The following is a 17,042-nucleotide window of genomic DNA, read 5'->3' as shown; positions in this document are numbered from 1 at the left end:
GGGCGTTGACGGATTAAGGCGTTTGTCTTAAATTTCCGAGCACACGGTCGGACGACGGAGGAGAGCACGCTGTGACGGTCACGTTCCCGGAGAACCAGAGGGCGTCGGCGCGCGCCGCGTTCGGCCTCTTCAATCCCGAGCAGGCGCGGCGGATCTTCTCCCGCGAGCACGGCTCGGGCTTCCAGCCGATCGTGCTGGAGGCCGCACCCCGCACCTGGTATATCCAGCCCGGCATGGTCAACGTGGCGCTGTTCGAGACCGACGAAGGTCTCCTGCTGGTCGACGCCGGCTGCGCGGGGGACGGGCCGGCCCTGCTGGAGGCGGTGCGCTCGGTCAGCGACAAGCCGCTGCACACGGTGGTCTACACCCACGGGCACAGCGACCACGCCTTCGGGCTGTGGGCCTTCCTGGAGGCCGGCGAGACCCCGCGGGTCGTCGCCCACGAGAACGTGGTCGGCCACTTCGAGCGCTACATCAAGACCGCTGGCCTCAACGCCCGCATCAACGGCCAGTTGGCCGGGCCCGACGGGAAGCGGTGGGCCAGCGAGCGCGAGGACTTCGTCTGGCCGACCGAGGTCTTCTCCGACACCCTCGAGCTCGTGCTCGGCGGCGAGCGGTTCGTCCTGCGGCACGGCAAGGGCGAGACCGACGACGCCACGTGGGTGTGGGCTCCCGAGCGGAAGGTGCTCGCGGCCGGAGACCTGGTCACCGGCTACCTGCCCAACGCGGGCAACCCCAAGAAGGTGCAGCGATTCGCCGAGGAGTGGGCCGACGCCGCCGACGAGATGGCGGCGTTGCGTCCGGAGGTGATCATCCCCGGTCACGGGGTGCTGGTCAGCGGCACCGACGCCATCGTCGACGAGCTGCAGGCCATGGCCCGCTACCTGCGGCACATCGTCGACCACGCCCTGCGCGGCCTGAACGCCGGACTGCTGGCCGACGAGATCGTGGAAACCCTCACCATCCCCGGGGAGCTCGCCGCGCACCCGCGGCTGCCGGCGGTCTACGACCAGCCCGAATTCATCTGCCGCAACGTGATCCGCCGGTACGCGGGCTGGTGGGACGGGTACCCGTCGTCCCTGCTGCCCGCCCCCCGGACCCAGCAGGCGGCGGAGATCGCCGAACTCGCCGGCGGCGTCGGCGCCCTGGTCGACCGGGCCCGGAGCCTCGCCGACGAGGACCTGCGGCTGGCCTGCCACGTCGCCGAGTGGGCCTTCCTCGCCGACCGGGACGACCCGCAAGCACAGGACTGCTACGAGCAGATCCTTGAGCGGCGCGCGGCCGGCGAGACCGGCCTCATGGCGCAGCACAACTTGCGCGTCAGCCGGTACTGGGTGCAGGAGGCGCGCAACCGCGCTGCGGCCGGGCAGCGGGCATGAGCCGGCAGCCCAACGTCGTCGTCGTCCTCCTCGACGACGTCGGTTTCGGCGCTCCCTCGACGTTCGGTGGACCGATCGACACCCCGGTCCTGGATGCCCTGGCCGGAGAGGGACTCCGCTACAACCGCTTCCACACCACCGCGATCTGCTCGCCCACGCGGGCCGCGCTGCTCACCGGTCGTGACGCGCACGCCGCCGGGGTGGGCACCGTGCTCAACAGCGCGAACACCAACCCCGGCTACGAAGGAGTCCTGCGACCGGAGACCGCGACCGTGGCGACCGTGCTCAAGCAGGCCGGCTACAGCACGGCCGCGTTCGGCAAGTGGCACCTCGGCCCGCCGTGGGAGTCGTCCCAGGTGGGGCCGTTCGACCGCTGGCCGACCGGGCAGGGGTTCGAACGGTTCTACGGGTTCCTCGGCGGGGAGACCGACCAGTACGCTCCCACGCTCTACGAGGGCACCACGCCGATCCCACCCCCGGACCAGGAGGACTACCACCTCACCGAGGACCTGGCCGAGCAGGCGGTGTCGTGGATGCAGATGCAGCACGCGATGGCTCCCGACCGCCCCTTCTTCCTCTACTTCGCCCCCGGCGCCACGCACGCGCCGCTGCAGGTGCCGGGTCCCTGGAGCGAGAAGTACCGGGGCCGCTTCGCCGCCGGGTGGGACACCGTCCGCGAGCAGACGCTGGCCCGTCAGAAGGAGCTCGGGGTGGTGCCGCCGGACACCGAGCTCACCCCGCGCCCGGAGGCGCTCCCGGCCTGGGACTCCCTCGGCCCGGACCAGCGAGCCGTGGCCGAGCGGCTGATGGAGGTCTACGCCGGCTTCCTCGAGCACACCGACGTGCAGATCGGGAAGCTGGTCGACGCGCTGAAGGAGGACGGCCGGTTCGACGACACCCTGTTCGTCTACGTCGTCGGTGACAACGGCAGCAGCGCCGAGGGCGGGCCGCCGGGAAGCGTCAACTACATGGGCGCGCTGCAGGGCATACCCGAACCGGCCGCCCACCTGGTGCAGCGTCTGGACGAGATCGGCGGCCCGGACAGCTACCCGCAGTACCCCGCCGGCTGGGCGTGGGCCATGACCGCGCCCTTCCAGTGGGTCAAGCAGGTCGCCTCGCATCTGGGGGGCACCCGCAACCCCATGGTGCTGAGCTGTCCCGCGCGGATCGCCGACCGGGGCGGGCTGCGCACCCAGTTCGCGCACGTCAACGACATCGCCCCCACGATCCTGGACATCGCCGGGGTGCCGCTGCCCGAGGAGGTGGGCGGGTTCGCCCAGCTGCCCATGGACGGCACGAGTCTCACCTACGCCTGGGACGACGCGGACGCGGCGGAGCAGCACCGCATCCAGTACTTCGAGGTGTACGGGCACCGCTCCATCTACTCGGACGGGTGGATGGCCTCGGCTTACCACGGTGGGTTGCCATGGGGCGTAGGGCGGCCGGGCGAGGAGCGTTCCTTCGACGAGGACGTGTGGGAGCTCTACCACCTCGACACGGACTTCAGCCAGGCCCGCGATCTCGCCGCCGCCGAATCGGAGAAGCTCGCCGAGCTGCAGCAGCTGTTCCTCCGCGAGGCCGGGCGGGTCGGCATCCTGCCGCTGTCGGACGCGCGGGTCCGGACGGCGAGGTCGCGGATGCCGAACCTCGCCGCCGGCCGCACGTCGTTCACGTTCCGGCCCGGGGCGGTGGGCATCCCGGAGTCCAACGCGCCCCGCCTGATCGGTCGCTCCTGGACCATGCGGGCCCGGTTCGACCGGATCGGGGCGGAACCGGTGCGCGGGGTCATCGCTTCGATGGGGGGTCGGGCGGCCGGCCTGGCCCTGCACCTCGACGACGTCGGCCGGCCGGCCTTCCACCTGCGCACCTTCGACGTCGCCTCGCTGGCGTTGCAGGGTGCGGCACCGGTGGCGCCGGGGGAGCACGAGCTGGAGGTCGACTTCCGGTACGACGGCAGCGGGTGGGCGCGCGGGGCCGAGGTGGTGCTCTGCCTGGACGGGGCAGAGATCGCGCGTGGCCGGATCGCGGTGACCCCGCCCGTGCTCTTCTCCATCGACGAGACCTTCGACATCGGGCTGAGCACCGGATCCCCGGCGGGCCCCTACCGGTCGCCCAACGCCTTCACCGGCGGACGGCTGGAGCGGGTCGACGTGGAGCTGGCCTGAGTGACGCCTGACTGCGCCCGGCTACGCGCCCGGGCGCGGTCAGGCGTCGTTGGCGCAGCGGAACCCGATGTTGGATGCCGACGAGTCGGGGGTGTTGCTGGATCGGGCCGCCACCCGGTAGCGGTTGCAGTAGGAGTCGTGGCACAGGAACGACCCGCCGCGCAGCACCCGCGCGGTACCCCTCTCCGGGCCCCGCGGGTCCTGCACGGGGGAATGCTGGTAGTAGCCGGGGTCGAACCAGTCCGCGCACCACTCCCACACGTTGCCCGACATGTTCCACAACCCGAATGCGTTGGGGCGGAAGGTCTTCGCCGGCGCGGTGGCGAGGTGGCCGTCCTCGGCGGTGTTGCGCGTCGGGAACGTGCCCTGCCAGATGTTGCACATCCACCGGCCACGGGGCCGTAGCTCGTTCCCCCACACGAAGCGGTGGCCATCGGCGCCGCCCCGGGCGGCGTACTCCCACTCGGCCTCCGTGGGCAGCCGCTTGCCGGCCCAGCGGCAGTAGGCCTGCGCGTCCTCGTGGGAGACGTGGACGACGGGGTGGTGGGGCATCCGGTCGATGCCGGAGAGCGGCCCGAACGGGTGACGCCAGTCGGCTCCCCGCACGGCCAGCCACCAGGGTGCGCCGGTGGCACGACCGAGCACGTCGTGCGGTGCGGCCTGGAGGGTGCCGTGGAAAACGGCAGAGGAACCGAAACGCTCGGCGTCGGTGACGTGCCCGGTGGCCCTGACGAAGGCGGCGAACGCGGCGTTGGTGACCGTGGTCGCGTCCACGAGGAACGGTCGCACGTCGACCGGGTGCACCGGCGTCTCCCCGTCGGCGGGATACCCCTCGTCGAACGCATCGCCCATCGCGAAGCGGCCACCGGGCAGCCGCACCTGCCCGTTCGTGCGACGTTCACCGGCGGCCGGCCGGAAGGGTTCCGGGACGACCGACTCGGCGGCGGCAGGCTGTTCGAGCCGCGGACCGCCGCTGCAGCAGGGATTGCCCCGATCGGCCGCCGCCGGGCCGGTGCCTGGCGGGTTCGGCTCCCCGGGCCCACCGGTCACCGGGACCACACCGCTGTCGTCTCGGTCAGCGCGAGCACCGCGGTGGCGAGGGTGAGAGCCAGGGGAGCCAGACCGTCGCGCGAGCGGGACCGGCGGCGCATCCCGGCATCATGGGCATAGCGGGCACGGCTCTCCAGGAAGACCCATGCCGCGAGCGGCATCGCGGCGCCCATGCTGGCCAGCGACACCAGGCCCAGCGCGTCGGCCGTGAACCGGGTCAGCAGTGCGGAGGCCGCGATCAGCGCCAGCGCGGTCCGCTGCCAGGCCAGGGCCGTTCGTTCGTTCGCTCGTCCCGGATCGGGGACGACGCCCGTCACCGGGCGGCCACGAGCAGGAGTGCGCCGCAGACCACGATGCCGGCGACGAGGACGGCTCCCATGAGGGAAGAGGGCAACGGTGTGCCGTGCCGCATGGCCCGCTCCGCCCGCGCCCAGCGGAACCAGGAGGCCACCGCGGACACCAGGGCCAGCAGCACCAGCAGCAGGGCCAGTGGTCGCTGGAGCGCGTCGGACATGGGGAGATCGAGTGCGTCCAGCGCCACGCCACCGGCGATCAGCGCCAGTGCCGTCCGCAGCCAGGCGAGCAGGGTCCGCTCGTTGGCGAAGCTGACCCGGGGGTCTGGTTCCTCGCCGATCCCGTACACCCACCCGGGCCAGCGTCGATCGCCGCTCATACCGTCCTCACCAGCGTCGCCGGACGCGAGGCTCGGCCCGGCTCTGCGACCAGCCTGGCAGGACCTCCAGGACCTTTTCGGGCCGGTCCCGGAGACCGGGATCGGCCGGAACGGCCGGGCGCGACCCTCCTACGCTCCGCCTCCAGCGGGCCGACGAGTGCAGAAGAGGTGGCGGAGTGGTCGAACAGCCATGGGATGCGGTCGAGACGGCGAGCCGGATCGACAGCGGTGAAGTATCCGCCCGCGAGGTGGTGGAGGAGTCGATCCGCCGGATCGAGAAGCACGACCCCGCTCTCAACGTGATGGTGGCCACCCGCTTCGAGGAAGCCCTCGCGGAGGTCGACCGCGGCCTGCCCGACGGCCCGCTACGGGGTGTCCCCATCGTGATCAAGGACCTGGGGGCCGATGTCGCCGGGCTGCCCAGCACCAAGGGCAGTCGCCTCTTCGCCGAAGGCGTGGCGGCCCAGGACAGCACGGTGGTGGCGCGCTATCGCGCCGCGGGCATGGTCGTGCTGGGCACCACCAACAGCCCGGAACTGGGCAAGAACGCGAGCACCGAGCCGGTGCTGCACGGCCCGACGCGCAACCCGTGGTCCCTGGACCGCTCGCCGGGCGGTTCCAGCGGAGGCTCCGCGGCCGCGGTGTCGGCCGGCCTGGTCCCGGTCGCGCACGGCAACGACGGCGGCGGATCGATCCGGATCCCGGCCGCCATGTGCGGGCTGTTCGGCCTCAAGCCCAGCCGCGGCCGTGTGCCGTCGTGGCCCTACCCCAGCGCGCTCTCCGCGCCGGTGTCGGTGCACCATGCGCTCACGACCACGGTGCGGGACAGTGCAGTGCTCCTGGACGTCGTCGCCGGCCACGTGCCGGGTGATGCGTACGGTGCCCCGACTCCTCCCCGGTCGTTCGCCGAGCACCTCGAGGTCAAGGCTCCCCGGCTGCGGATCGGCTGGTCGACCGCGGTTCTGGGCGGCGTCCCGGTCCACCCGGACTGCGCCGCGGCCGTTCAGCGGGCTGCGGAACTCTGTGCGGAACTCGGGCACGACGTCGCCGAGGTGACGCTGAACCATGATCCTGCCCTGGTCATGGCGGCCTCCGGCACGATCATGGCCGTCGAGTTGGTGGCCGCCGTGGAGCGGCGGCTGCGTGAACTGGGCCGGGAGCTGCGGGACGACGACCTCGAGCCGTTCACCCACGGGCTCCTCCAGCACGGGAGGACGATCACCGGGGCGCAGACCGCCGAGGCGTTGCGGGCGGCGCAGGAGGTCGGCTGGCAGGTGGGGCGCCTGTTTGCCGACCACGACGTGCTGCTGCTCCCCACGCTCGCGCAGCCCGTGCCGCCCCTGGGCCTGCTGGACACGACGCGTCCCGAGACGCTGTACGAGCACGGGACCACCTACTCGATCTTCACCAGCCTCTTCAACGTCACCGGGCAGCCGGCGATGTCGGTGCCGTTCGGAACGGACACGGCGGGTCTTCCCGTCGGCGTGCAGTTCGCCGCGGACCTGGGGGAAGAGGGGCGGCTCCTGCAGCTCGCGGCCCAGTTGGAGCAGGCCGCTCCCTGGCCCCGGAACGCGCCAGGCTACGCGCAGGAGTGACGCTCGCGGCCCTCGCCGCGGCGGCGGTCGCGGTCTTCCTGCTGGCCGCGACCGCGCAGGCGGTCACCGGATTCGGTTTCGCGCTGGTCGCGGTACCGCTCCTGCTGCTGGTCACCGACTCGGTCACGGCGGTCGTGGCGACCACCGCGGTGAGCCTGGTGCTCACCGGTCTCATCGGCTATCGGGAGCGCGGGCACGTCCAGCGGCCGACGGCGGTCCGTTTCATCGTCGCGGGACTGATCGGCATGCCGCTGGGGCTCGTGGCTCTCGCGCAACTGGACGAACGGCCCCTGACGATCCTGATCGCGGTGGCCGTGCTGCTGTGCGCCGGCCTTCTCTGGTCGGGAGTGCGCGTACCGGCCGGTTCCGGGCCGCAGTGGGGTGCCGGTCTGCTCAGCGGGGCGCTGCTCACCTCCACCGGCATGAACGGCCCTCCCGTCGTGCTGATGTTGCAGGCGCGCGCGCTTGCGCCGCGTCCCTTCCGCGCGACGTTGCAGGTCGTCTTCTTCGGCCAGGACGTCGCAGCCGTGGCCGCCTTCGCCGTCCTCGGGTACCTCGATCCGGTCGTGGCGACGGTCGTGGCTGCGGCGGCGATTGGGGTGCCGGCCGGCTGGTGGCTGGGCGACCGGCTGTTCGGCCTGTTCCCCCCGGCGGGGTTCCGGGTCCTGGTCCTGACGACGGTGACGGCGACCGCCGCCGTGTCCCTCGCCACGGCGGCGACCTGAGATGCTCCGCATGCGGCCCCGCCGGGGCAGGAGACCGTCCGACGTGGCCGGGCCGTCGCGGGCCGGGGAAGCGGCACCCGGCGCATTCGACATCCTGCGCATCCGTCCGTTCCTGGTGCTGTGGCTCAGCGCGGCGGTGGTGTTCCTGGGCGTGATGGCGCAGAACATCGCCCGCACCTGGCTGGCGTTCGAGCTCACCGGTTCCAACGCTGCGCTGGGTGGCGTCCTGCTTTCCTTCGGCGTCGCGATGCTCGTGGCGACGCCGTGGGGCGGCGTCGCGGCCGACCGGCTCCCCAAGCGGCTGGTGATGCAGGTGGCCACCCTGCTGCTCGTGTCGTCCAGCGCCTGGATCGGCGTCGCGACGGCCACCGCCGTCGTCACGTACTGGATGCTGATCGTGGCCGGTGTCGTGCAGGCGATCGGGTTCGCTCTCTTCAGCCCGGCCCGCATGGCCCTGCTCGCCGAACTGGTGCCGCGGGACGCGGTGCCCGGCGCGGTGTCGCTCATCCTGGTCAACTCCGAGGTCAGCCGGGTCGTGGGGCCGGCGCTGGCCGGCTTGGTCATCGGCAGCTTCACGTTCGGCACCGAAGCGGTCTTCCTGGTCAGCGCCGTCCTGCTGGCCCTGGGAATGGGAATCAACCTCGCCCTTCCGCCGGGCCGCCGCCGGGTCGATCCGTCGGGCCGGTCACCGCTGGGTGAGTTGATGGACGGGCTGTCCTACGTGCGCCGTCGGCCGGACCTCGCGGCCCTGCTGTGGTGCGGCATCGGGGTCACGATGGCCGGCCTGCCCTACCTCGCCTTCCTCCCGGCGGTGGCCAGCGATCTCTTCGATCTCGGTTCGCTCGGCTACGGCCTGCTGTCGGCGAGTTCCGCGGTAGGCGCGGTGCTGACCGGGCTCGCGCTCGGTCGGAGGTCGCACCGCGGCGACCAGCGCCGGCTGCTCATCGTGGCGGGGGCGGTCTTCGGACTCGCGCTGGCCGCGATGGCGGCGGCGCCCAGCTTCGTCCTGGCGGTCGTCGCACTCGTCGTGGTGGGTGGGGCACTGCTGGCCTTCCAGACGACGAGTCAGGCGCTGCTGCTCGCGCTGTCGGACATCGAGTTCCACGGCCGCGTCCAGGGGCTGGTCATGCTCAGCTTCGGTGCCTTCGGCGTCGCGGCACTCCCGCTGGGAATCCTGGCGGATGCGATCGGGACACGGTGGACCCTCGCCGGGATGGGCGTGGTGGTCGTAGGGATCGTCCTCGTCTTCGCCGTCGTCAGCAGACGGACGAGGGCGGCGTCGCGGCTGCTCGACCTCGGCTGATCCCGCCCTTCAGCTTCGCCAGTCGACCCCGGGCAGGGTGGCGTTCCACGATTCGACGATCCGCCCGCCGGCCAGGCGCTGCACCACGAGCCAGGTCAGCAGCGACGGCTCACCCGTGTCGAGGTTGAGCCCCTCGGTGGTGGCACGGGTCCAGACCCGGTCACCGTCGACCACTTGGTCGTCCACGGTGCTGACGGCGTCGTGCAGAAAATGCCAGGCGGTCCGGAACTCCCTCTTGAGCTCTTCGCGCCCGAGGACCTTCGTACCCGCGGAGGAATGGCGGACGTACTCCTCGGCGAAGAGTTCGTCGACCACGTCCACGTTCCGCCGGGTCCACAGCTCGTCCCAGTAGCGCGCGACCGTCGCAGCCATCTCCTGTTCGTCCACGACCGGCGAGTCTAGATGCCGGCACCGGCCGCAGCCCCTGCTTCGCTCGGGTGCGGCCGGACGCTCAGACCTCCTCGACGGCGAAGGCGCGGGTCGGCGCGACGAACTCCTCCTGCGCGGCGACCAGCAGAATCTCGCGGGAACCGGCGTCCTCGGTGCGCTGCAGCAGGCCGAACACCGAGGCCGCGGCGCGCCCGAGGGACTCGGCCGCCGAGCGGGTCTCCAGCCAGTGGGCGAGGAACAGCGCGGCGATCGCGTCGCCGGCCCCGTTGACCGACACGCCCAGCCGCGGGGTGCGCACGCGCCAGTGCCGGCCGCCCTCGGAGGCGAGCAGGTCGACGGCGTCGTCGGGGGTGCCCTCGGCGACCAGCGACGTGGTGAGGACGACCCGCGGCCCGAGCGCCTGCACCGCGGCGACCGCGTCCTTCACCGAGGCCGGCGAGCGGGTGGTGGTGCCCGCGAGCAGGTCCAGCTCGTAGTGGTTGGGCGTCACGAGGTCGGCGGCCGGGACGGCGACCTCGCGCATGAACTCCTCGATGCCGGGGCGCACGAACACACCGCGGCCGACGTCGCCGATGACCGGGTCGCAGCAGTAGACGGCGGCCGGGTTGGCCGCGCGCACCCGCGCCACCGTGCCGACGACGGCGTGCCCGATGTCGGCCGAGCCGAGGTAGCCCGACAGCACCGCGTCGCAGCTGCCGAGCACGCCGCGGTCGGCGACGCCCTGCACGATCTCCTCGATCGACTGGCCGTCGTAGACGCGGCCGGTCCACTGGCCGTAGCCGGTGTGGTTGGAGAACTGGACGGTGTGCACCGGCCACACCTCGATGCCGAGGCGCTGCAGCGGGAAGACGGCGGAGCTGTTCCCGACGTGGCCGTAGGTGACGTGCGACTGGACGGAGAGGACGGCGGTCACGTCGGCCACCCTGGCACACGCGCCCACCGCCGCCACCAGCTCACCGGGTCCTCGGCCTCCTCGCCGGGTCATCGGCCTCGTCCTCCCTCACCGGGAGGCGTCCTCCCTCACCTCCTGCGCCGAGGGAGGACACGCCACGATCAGGGAACTCGGGCTCAGGGGGTGGTCGTCAGGCGGTGGCGTCCGTCGTCCGCCCGGGGGAGAGCTCCACGTGCGGGCGGGACTGCCACAGCGCCCACTCGGCGCTGATGTCTCCGGCCGTGCGCAGCAGGTGGGGGAGGTGCTCGCCGACCAGCCGCTCGGTGGACGTCTCGGCGGCGTGCACGGTGACGTTCATGGCCGCGCGGACGACGCCGTCGCCGTCCCGGACGGGCACCGCCACCGAGCGCACACCCGGCGCGAGCTCCTCGTCGGCGAACGCCCAGCCGCGGGCGCGCACCTCGGTGAGCTCGGCGCGCAACTGCTCGGGGGAACGGCCGATCATGGGCGGCAGCCCGGCGCGGCTGGGCTGGGCGAGCGTGGCGGCGAGCTGGTCCGGCGCCAGCGCGGCGAGCAGGACCTTCCCCTGCGAGGTCTGGGCCGCCGGGAAGCGGGTGCCGATGTCGACCCGGAGCGCGATCAGCTTGGGCACCGCCACGCGGGCGACGTAGACGATGTCGGACCCGTCGAGCTGGGCCATCGAGGAGGACTCGCCGGTGCGGGCGACCAGCGCCTCCAGGTGCGGACGGGCGATGTCCCAGAGCCCGAGGGCGCCGACGTAGGCCATGCCGAGGGTGAGCACCTTCGGGGTGAGGGCGAACGCGCCGGCCGACGACCGCACGAAGCCCAGCTCCTCCAGCGTGAGCAGCAGCCGCCGCGCGGTCGGGCGCGCGAGCCCCGCCGCCGCGGCCACCTCCGAGAGCGTCATCGTCGGGTGGTCGCGGTCGAAGGAGGCGAGGACGTCGAGGCCCCGTGCCAGCGCCTCGACGAAGTCGGGCCCGCTGCCGCGCCCTGCCATGTCCGTCGTCCTCTCTCGGTGCCGCGGTGCCGCGGTGCCGCGGTGCCGCGGTGCCGCGGTGGCCCGGCGGTCCCGCAGACTCCGCTGCCGGGAGTGTGCGGGACCGCCGGGCCGGTGCGCTCAGTGGTGCCGGGTCGACTGCTCGCCGGCCGGCCGCTCGGTGGCCAGGTGCGCCTCGAACACCTGCTCGCGGGCGGCGTGCGTGCCGTGCGACTTGTACTCGGTGTACTGGTACGGGTTGTCGAGCACCTCGGTGCCGGGCAGGTCGGGGTACATGCCACCGGCCCACGCCTCCTCGCCCATCGCGCCGCGCAGGTGGTCCACGGTCGCGTCGACCTCCCGGCGGACGGCGGCCAGGTCGACGTCGACCAGACGGTGCGCGTGCTTCACGACCCGGCCGTCGACCAGCACCGTGTGCACGTCGCCGCGCTGCGCCTGGAAGGCGACGTGGCCGAACGGGTTGAGCAGCGGGAAGGAGACCGGCGAGGCATCGTTCTTGATCAGGACGACGTCGGCCTTCTTGCCCGGCTGCAGGGTGCCCAGGTCGTCGCGGCCGAGCGCCAGCGCCCCGCCGCGGGTGGCCCACTGGACGACGTCCTGCGCGCGCAGCTGCAGGTGGGTGACCGTGTCACCCGTGAGGTGGGCCTCGAAGTGCTCGCGGGAGCGGTCGGCGCCCAGCGTGGTGCGCATCGCGGAGAACAGGTCACCGCTCCACCACACGCTGGTGTCCATCGACAGCGACACCGGGATGCCGTGCGAGCGCACCTGCCAGGTGGGCGGGTAGCCCTGCCCGGCGCTCTGCTCGGACTCCGTCGACACCGAGATCGACCCGCCGGTGGCGGCGATGCGGTGGTAGGAGTCAGGGGTGAGGGTGGCGGCGTGGACGTAGACCGTCTCGGGGGTCATGAAGCCGTGCTCGTGCATGAGCCGGATGCCGTCGTCGTTCGTGGCGCCCCAGACGCCGGCGTGCGTGGTGACCGGCAGGCCCAGCTCGCGGGCCACCTCGAAGGCGGCCTTCTCGGGGAAGGCGGGGTCGCCGGTGACGTCGAAGGCCAGCTGCAGGCCCAGCATGCCGTCGGCGGCGTCGCGGTGCCGCTCGAGGAACGAGCGGACGGCCGGGTCGGCGGTCCACGCCCACGGCGCGGCCTGGATGTTGCCGTAGGCCAGGACGAAGCGGCCTGGCACCGAGCGCAGCGCCTCGACGGCGGCCTCGGCGTGGTCGACCGACTGCAGCCCGTGCGACCAGTCGACGGTGGTGGTGACGCCGGCCTCCAGCGCCTCCAGGGCCGAGAGCCGGTTGCCCGCCGCGACGTCCTCGGGCCGGAACTTCCGCCCGTGCTCGAGGTAGTACCAGACGAAGTACTGCGTGAGCGTCCAGTCGGCGCCGTAGCCGCGCATCGCGGTCTGCCACATGTGCCGGTGGGTGTCGATCATCCCGGGCATCACGATGCCGCCGCGGGCGTCGATCTCCTGCGTGCCCTCGGGCACCTCCAGCGCCGGCCCCACGGCGGCGATGCGGTCGTCCACGACCAGCACGTCCGCGTCGGGCAGGACGGTGCAGGTCTCGTCCATGGTCAGCACGGTCCCGCCGCGCAGGGCCACCGGACGACCGGCCGCCGGAGCGGGCTCGGAGTGGGTCATCGTCTCCTCCTGGACGTCGTCGTCGCGTCGCCGGACCAGTGTCCGCGCTGCGGACACCCAGTGCGACCTGCGTCACGATGGCGGCTGCGGCCGGCGCTGTCAACCGGCGTACCGGCGGCCCGTCCGGCGTGGTGGGCAGCGGTTGACAGCAGTTCCGCACGCGCCGGAGACTGCGGACGCCGATTTGCGGACGATTGTCCGCCCGCGTCGACGACGAGGAGAGTGCATCCCGGATGAGCGCTGACGCCGAGGACTCCGGAGGACCGGCGACCGGCCCTCTCTCCGGCCTGCTGGTGGCGGACTTCTCCCGCATCCTGGCCGGGCCCTACGCCACGATGCTGCTCGCCGACCTCGGGGCGGAGGTGGTCAAGGTCGAGGGGCCGCACGGCGACGACACCCGCACCTGGCAGCCGCCCGTCCGCGACGGCGTCTCGACGTACTACATGGGCGCCAACCGCAACAAGCGCTCGGTCGCCCTCGACCTCAAGGACCCGGCCGACCAGGCGGTCGCGCAGGAGCTGGCGCGGCGGGCCGACGTCTTCATGGAGAACTTCAAGCCCGGCGGGCTGGCCCGCTTCGGGCTGGACTACGACGCCGTCGCGCGCACCAACCCCGGCGTCGTCTACGCCTCCGTCAGCGGTTTCGGCAGCGCGCCCGAGGGCGCGTCGCTGCCGGGCTACGACCTCATCGTGCAGGCGATCTCGGGGTTCATGAGCCTGACCGGTGACCCCGACGGTTCGCCCTACCGCGGCGGGGTCGCGCTCTTCGACGTGATGGCCGGCCTGCACGCCACGATCGGGGTGCTCTCGGCACTGAACCACCGGCACGCCACCGGGCGGGGGCAGCACATCGAGGTCAACCTGCTCTCCTCGGCGCTCTCGGGGCTGGTCAACCAGACCAGCGCCTACGTCGCCGGCGGCGTGGTGCCCTTCCGCATGGGCAACAGCCACCCCAGCCTGTTCCCGTACGAACCGCTGCCCTGCGCCGACGGCGACCTGATCGTCACCGCCGGCAACAACGGCCAGTTCCGCAAGCTGGTGGAGGTGCTGGGCGTACCGGAGCTCGCCGACGACCCGCGGTTCAGCCGCAACGAGGACCGCACCGCCAACCGCGACGAGCTGCGCCCGCTGCTGGTGGAGCGGCTGCGCACCCGTACCAAGCAGGAGTGGTTCCGCGACATCATCGGCGCCGGCGTGCCCTGCGGGCCGATCAACACGATCGACCAGGGCGTGGCCTTCGCGCAGGAGGTGGGCCTGGACCCCGTCGTCGAGGTGGGGGAGGGTGCGGCCGCGGTGCCGACCGTGCGCAACCCGATCACCTTCTCCGAGACGCCGCCGGCCTACCGGCTGCCGCCGCCGGGTCTGGACGAGCACGGCGCGGAGATCCGGCGCTGGCTGAGCGCACCCGAGGAGGAGGCCCGGTGACCGCCGAGCAGCCGCAGCACCTGCAGTACCGGACGGCGCTCGGCGCCTCGAGCCTGGAGTCGATCACCCTCCTCGGCACGGACCTCGCCCGCGACGTCATGGGCACCGTGGGCTTCGGGGAGCTGGCCTTCTGGCTGGCCACCCAGCGGCGGCCGACGCCGGGCGAGACCCGCGTGTTCGAGGCGGTGCTCGCCGCGCTCGCCGACCACGGCTTCACGCCGACCGCGATCGTCACCCGGCTCACCTACCTGTCGGCACCCGACTCGATCCAGGGCGCCCTGGCCGCCGGTCTGCTGGGTGGCGGGTCCCGCTTCCTGGGCGTCACCGAGGACTGCGGCCGCTTCCTGCACGACGTCCTCACCTCGGTGGACGGCGACCTGCCCGACGACGACGCCGGGTGGGACGCGCTCGCCCTGGAGACGGTGACGGCGCAGCGGGCCGCCGGCCGGTTCGTCCCCGGGCTCGGTCACCACGTGCACAAGCAGGGCGACCCCCGCACCCCGCGGCTGTTCGAGATCGCCGCCGAGGAGCGCCTGGTCGGGCCGCACCTGCAGCTGTTCGCCGCCATCGGCCGCACCCACGAGCAGGTGCTCGGCAAGCGGCTCCCGCTCAACGGCGCCGGTGTCTGCGGCGCGGCCCTGGCCGACCTGGGGCTGCCGATGGAGCTGCTGCGCGGGTTCGCGCTGCTCGCCCGCACCGCCGGGCTGATCGGCCAGCTCGCCGAGGAGCTGCGGCACCCGGTGGCCAACGACGTCTTCCTCTCGGTCGACCTGAACAACCGGCCGGTCGACCCCGACCCCTTCGTCCCCGCGCCGCTGCGCGGCGCCGGACCGCAGGGCTGAGGGGCCGGCCGTGCGCGCCGCCGTCCTGCACACGCCGGGGGAGACCCCGGAGCCGCGCGAGCACCCCGACCCGGGAGCCGGCAGCGACCGCACCGTCGTCCGGGTGACCGCGGCGCCGCTGGTCCCGCTGGACCTGCTGTGCGCCTCGGGCACCTCCTACTTCGGGCGGCCCGCGGTGCCCTACGTGCCCGGGGTGCAGGGGGTGGGCGTGGTCGAGAGCGGGCCGGGCGCGGCCCCGGGCACGCGGGTCTGGTTCAGCACGACCGCCGGGATGGCCCCCGGCGACGGCAGCCTCGCGGAGCGCTGCGCGGTGGCGGCCGACGACGTCGTCCCCGTGGACGCGGACGTCCCCGACCCCGCCCTGGCCGCCCTCGGGCTCTCCGCCGTCGCCGCCTGGATGTCGCTGACCTGGCGCGGCGGGCTGCGGCCGGGCGAGCACGTGCTCGTGCTCGGCGCGGGCGGGGCGGTCGGCCAGGCGGCGGTCGGCGCGGCGCGGCTGCTGGGCGCCGGCCGGGTGGTGGCGGCGGCGCGCTCGGCCGGGGCCCGCGACCGGGCGCTGGCCGCCGGCGCCGACGCGGTGGTGGCGCTGGACGCCGGCGCCGACGCGCTCGCGGAGCGGTTCGCCGACGCGGCCGGCGGGCGGCTGGACCTCGTCGTCGACCCCGTCTTCGGTGCGGCGGCCACGGCCGCCGCCCGGGCGCTCTCGGCGGGCGGGCGGCTGGTGAACCTGGGCGGCGCGTCCGGGGACACCGCGGAGCTCTCCTCCGCGGTGCTGCGGGGGAAGGCGGCGTCGGTGCTCGGCTACACGAACAACGCGCTGACCGCGGCGCAGCGGGCCGAGGCCGTCGGCGCGATCGCACGCGAGGCGGCGGCCGGCCGGCTGGCCGTCGCGCACGAGCAGGTGCCGCTCGCCGACGTCGCCACCGCGTGGCGGCGGCAGGCGACCGGTGACCCCGGCGTCCGGCTGGTCCTGACGCCCTGAACGAGCAGGCCCCGCGCGGGAACCGCGGGGGGAGGAACCGCGCGGCCGGCACCCGGCCGCGCCGGACGGCAGGAGGACCGTCGTGCACCTGGTGACCGAGGAGAACATCACCGAGCTCGCGGTGGAGCGCTGGGCCACCGCCCGCGATCCGCGGCTGGCGGAGGTCATGACCGCGCTCGTGCGGCACCTGCACGACTTCGCCCGCGAGGTGCGGCTGACCGAGGACGAGTGGATGTCCGCCGTCCAGTGGCTGACCGCCACGGGGCAGATCAGCACCGAGAAGCGCGAGGAGTTCATCCTCGCCTCCGACGTGCTCGGCCTGTCGATGCTCGTCGTCCAGATGAACCACCGGCTGGACCCGCGGGCGACCCCGGCCACGGTGCTGGGCCCCTTCCACATCGAGGGCTCGCCCGAGCTCGGCCACGGCGAGGACATGTCCGAGGGGCCGCCCGGCACCCCGCTGTACCTGCACGGCCGGGTCACCGACCTCGACGGCGCCCCGGTGGCCGGCGCGGTCCTCGACGTCTGGCAGGCCGACACCGAGGGCGCGTACGAGTCCCAGGTCCCCGACATCGACGAGGCCCGGCTGCGCGCCAAGTACACGACCGACGACGACGGCCGCTACTGCCTGCGCACGATCGCGCCGCTGGGCTACACGATCCCGATGGACGGCCCGGTCGGCGACCTGGTGTCGCGCACGGAGATCAGCCACTTCCGGCCGGCGCACATCCACTTCCTGATCAACGTGCCCGGCTTCGAGCCGTTGATCACCCACCTGTTCCAGGAGGGCGCGCAGTACCTGGACAGCGACGTCGTCTTCGGCACCAAGCAGGAGCTCGTGACCTCCTTCGAGGAGCGGGAGCCGGGCGCCACGCCCGACGGCGGCTCGATCGACGTGCCGTGGCTGGAGTCGCGCTACGACTTCGTGCTCCAGCGGCGGGCCTGATCGCCCGCGCGGCGGTG

16 protein-coding genes are annotated in these 17,042 nt (G+C 73.4%); 9 read left to right on the top strand and 7 right to left on the bottom strand.

The features are described from left to right. Nucleotides 1–71: 71 nt before the first annotated feature. On the top strand, nucleotides 72–1,379 hold the full coding sequence (locus BMW62_RS05390; RefSeq protein WP_091929811.1) for an MBL fold metallo-hydrolase: 1,308 nt from the start codon (nucleotides 72–74) through the stop codon (nucleotides 1,377–1,379). Then, entirely contained in the window at nucleotides 1,376–3,544 is a 2,169-nt protein-coding gene (locus BMW62_RS05385; RefSeq protein WP_091929810.1) for an arylsulfatase, read from the top strand. Before BMW62_RS05390 ends, BMW62_RS05385 begins: the two co-directional genes overlap by 4 nt. 39 nt (nucleotides 3,545–3,583) lie before the next feature. On the opposite strand, the gene BMW62_RS05380 is transcribed toward BMW62_RS05385, so the two are convergent. From BMW62_RS05380 to BMW62_RS05370, 3 genes are all read right to left on the bottom strand, one after another. Continuing rightward, entirely contained in the window at nucleotides 3,584–4,423 is an 840-nt protein-coding gene (locus tag BMW62_RS05380; protein ID WP_211434990.1) for a formylglycine-generating enzyme family protein, read from the bottom strand. Between the two features lie 167 nt (nucleotides 4,424–4,590). Further along, on the bottom strand, nucleotides 4,591–4,911 hold the full coding sequence (locus BMW62_RS05375; RefSeq protein ID WP_170852221.1) for a DUF202 domain-containing protein: 321 nt from the start codon (nucleotides 4,909–4,911) through the stop codon (nucleotides 4,591–4,593). After that, nucleotides 4,908–5,267: a YidH family protein gene (locus BMW62_RS05370; protein WP_091929809.1), complete on the bottom strand. Its 360-nt coding sequence runs from the start codon at nucleotides 5,265–5,267 to the stop codon at nucleotides 4,908–4,910. Before BMW62_RS05370 ends, BMW62_RS05375 begins: the two co-directional genes overlap by 4 nt. A 176-nt stretch (nucleotides 5,268–5,443) precedes the next feature. Here BMW62_RS05370 and BMW62_RS05365 point away from each other — a divergent pair, with 176 nt between their 5' ends. The 3 genes from BMW62_RS05365 to BMW62_RS05355 are packed head-to-tail and all read left to right on the top strand — an operon-like array spanning nucleotide 5,444 to nucleotide 8,890. Beyond that, the gene (locus BMW62_RS05365; RefSeq protein WP_091929808.1) at nucleotides 5,444–6,862 is read left to right on the top strand and encodes an amidase; all 1,419 of its coding nucleotides are present in this window, start codon (nucleotides 5,444–5,446) and stop codon (nucleotides 6,860–6,862) included. Next, complete coding sequence (locus BMW62_RS05360) at nucleotides 6,859–7,587, top strand: sulfite exporter TauE/SafE family protein (RefSeq protein WP_170852220.1); 729 nt, start codon at nucleotides 6,859–6,861, stop codon at nucleotides 7,585–7,587. Before BMW62_RS05365 ends, BMW62_RS05360 begins: the two co-directional genes overlap by 4 nt. A 43-nt stretch (nucleotides 7,588–7,630) precedes the next feature. After that, nucleotides 7,631–8,890, top strand: a complete 1,260-nt coding sequence (locus tag BMW62_RS05355) for an MFS transporter (protein ID WP_170852219.1) — start codon at nucleotides 7,631–7,633, stop codon at nucleotides 8,888–8,890. A 9-nt stretch (nucleotides 8,891–8,899) separates the two neighbouring features. Here the strand turns inward: BMW62_RS05355 and BMW62_RS05350 are convergent, their stop codons facing one another. The 4 genes from BMW62_RS05350 to BMW62_RS05335 all read right to left on the bottom strand — a co-directional run bounded on the left by BMW62_RS05350 (nucleotide 8,900) and on the right by BMW62_RS05335 (nucleotide 12,831). Further along, nucleotides 8,900–9,277: an ester cyclase gene (locus BMW62_RS05350; RefSeq protein ID WP_139206201.1), complete on the bottom strand. Its 378-nt coding sequence runs from the start codon at nucleotides 9,275–9,277 to the stop codon at nucleotides 8,900–8,902. Nucleotides 9,278–9,341: 64 nt separating this feature from the next. Continuing rightward, the gene (gene pdxY / locus BMW62_RS05345) at nucleotides 9,342–10,265 is read right to left on the bottom strand and encodes a pyridoxal kinase PdxY (RefSeq protein WP_244523857.1); all 924 of its coding nucleotides are present in this window, start codon (nucleotides 10,263–10,265) and stop codon (nucleotides 9,342–9,344) included. Nucleotides 10,266–10,362: 97 nt separating this feature from the next. After that, entirely contained in the window at nucleotides 10,363–11,190 is an 828-nt protein-coding gene (locus tag BMW62_RS05340; RefSeq protein WP_091929804.1) for an IclR family transcriptional regulator domain-containing protein, read from the bottom strand. Between the two features lie 120 nt (nucleotides 11,191–11,310). Beyond that, on the bottom strand, nucleotides 11,311–12,831 hold the full coding sequence (locus BMW62_RS05335) for an amidohydrolase family protein (protein WP_091929903.1): 1,521 nt from the start codon (nucleotides 12,829–12,831) through the stop codon (nucleotides 11,311–11,313). 233 nt (nucleotides 12,832–13,064) lie between these two features. Here BMW62_RS05335 and BMW62_RS05330 point away from each other — a divergent pair, with 233 nt between their 5' ends. From BMW62_RS05330 to BMW62_RS05315, 4 genes are all read left to right on the top strand, one after another. Beyond that, nucleotides 13,065–14,255, top strand: a complete 1,191-nt coding sequence (locus BMW62_RS05330) for a CaiB/BaiF CoA transferase family protein (RefSeq protein ID WP_091929803.1) — start codon at nucleotides 13,065–13,067, stop codon at nucleotides 14,253–14,255. After that, nucleotides 14,252–15,097, top strand: a complete 846-nt coding sequence (locus tag BMW62_RS05325) for a citryl-CoA lyase (RefSeq protein WP_244523856.1) — start codon at nucleotides 14,252–14,254, stop codon at nucleotides 15,095–15,097. The genes BMW62_RS05330 and BMW62_RS05325 overlap by 4 nt, the downstream gene beginning before the upstream one ends. Nucleotides 15,098–15,107: 10 nt before the next feature. Beyond that, nucleotides 15,108–16,079 (top strand): quinone oxidoreductase family protein, encoded by a 972-nt coding sequence (locus BMW62_RS05320; protein ID WP_091929802.1) that lies wholly within the window; start codon nucleotides 15,108–15,110, stop codon nucleotides 16,077–16,079. Between the two features lie 82 nt (nucleotides 16,080–16,161). Further along, on the top strand, nucleotides 16,162–17,025 hold the full coding sequence (locus tag BMW62_RS05315; RefSeq protein ID WP_091929801.1) for a dioxygenase family protein: 864 nt from the start codon (nucleotides 16,162–16,164) through the stop codon (nucleotides 17,023–17,025). The last annotated feature ends 17 nt before the right edge of the window (nucleotides 17,026–17,042 follow it).

This window comes from Blastococcus sp. DSM 46786 (assembly GCF_900109665.1).
Taxonomy (GTDB): Bacteria; Actinomycetota; Actinomycetes; order Mycobacteriales; family Geodermatophilaceae; genus Blastococcus; species Blastococcus carthaginiensis.
This window is presented reverse-complemented; position numbering and strand designations above follow the sequence as displayed.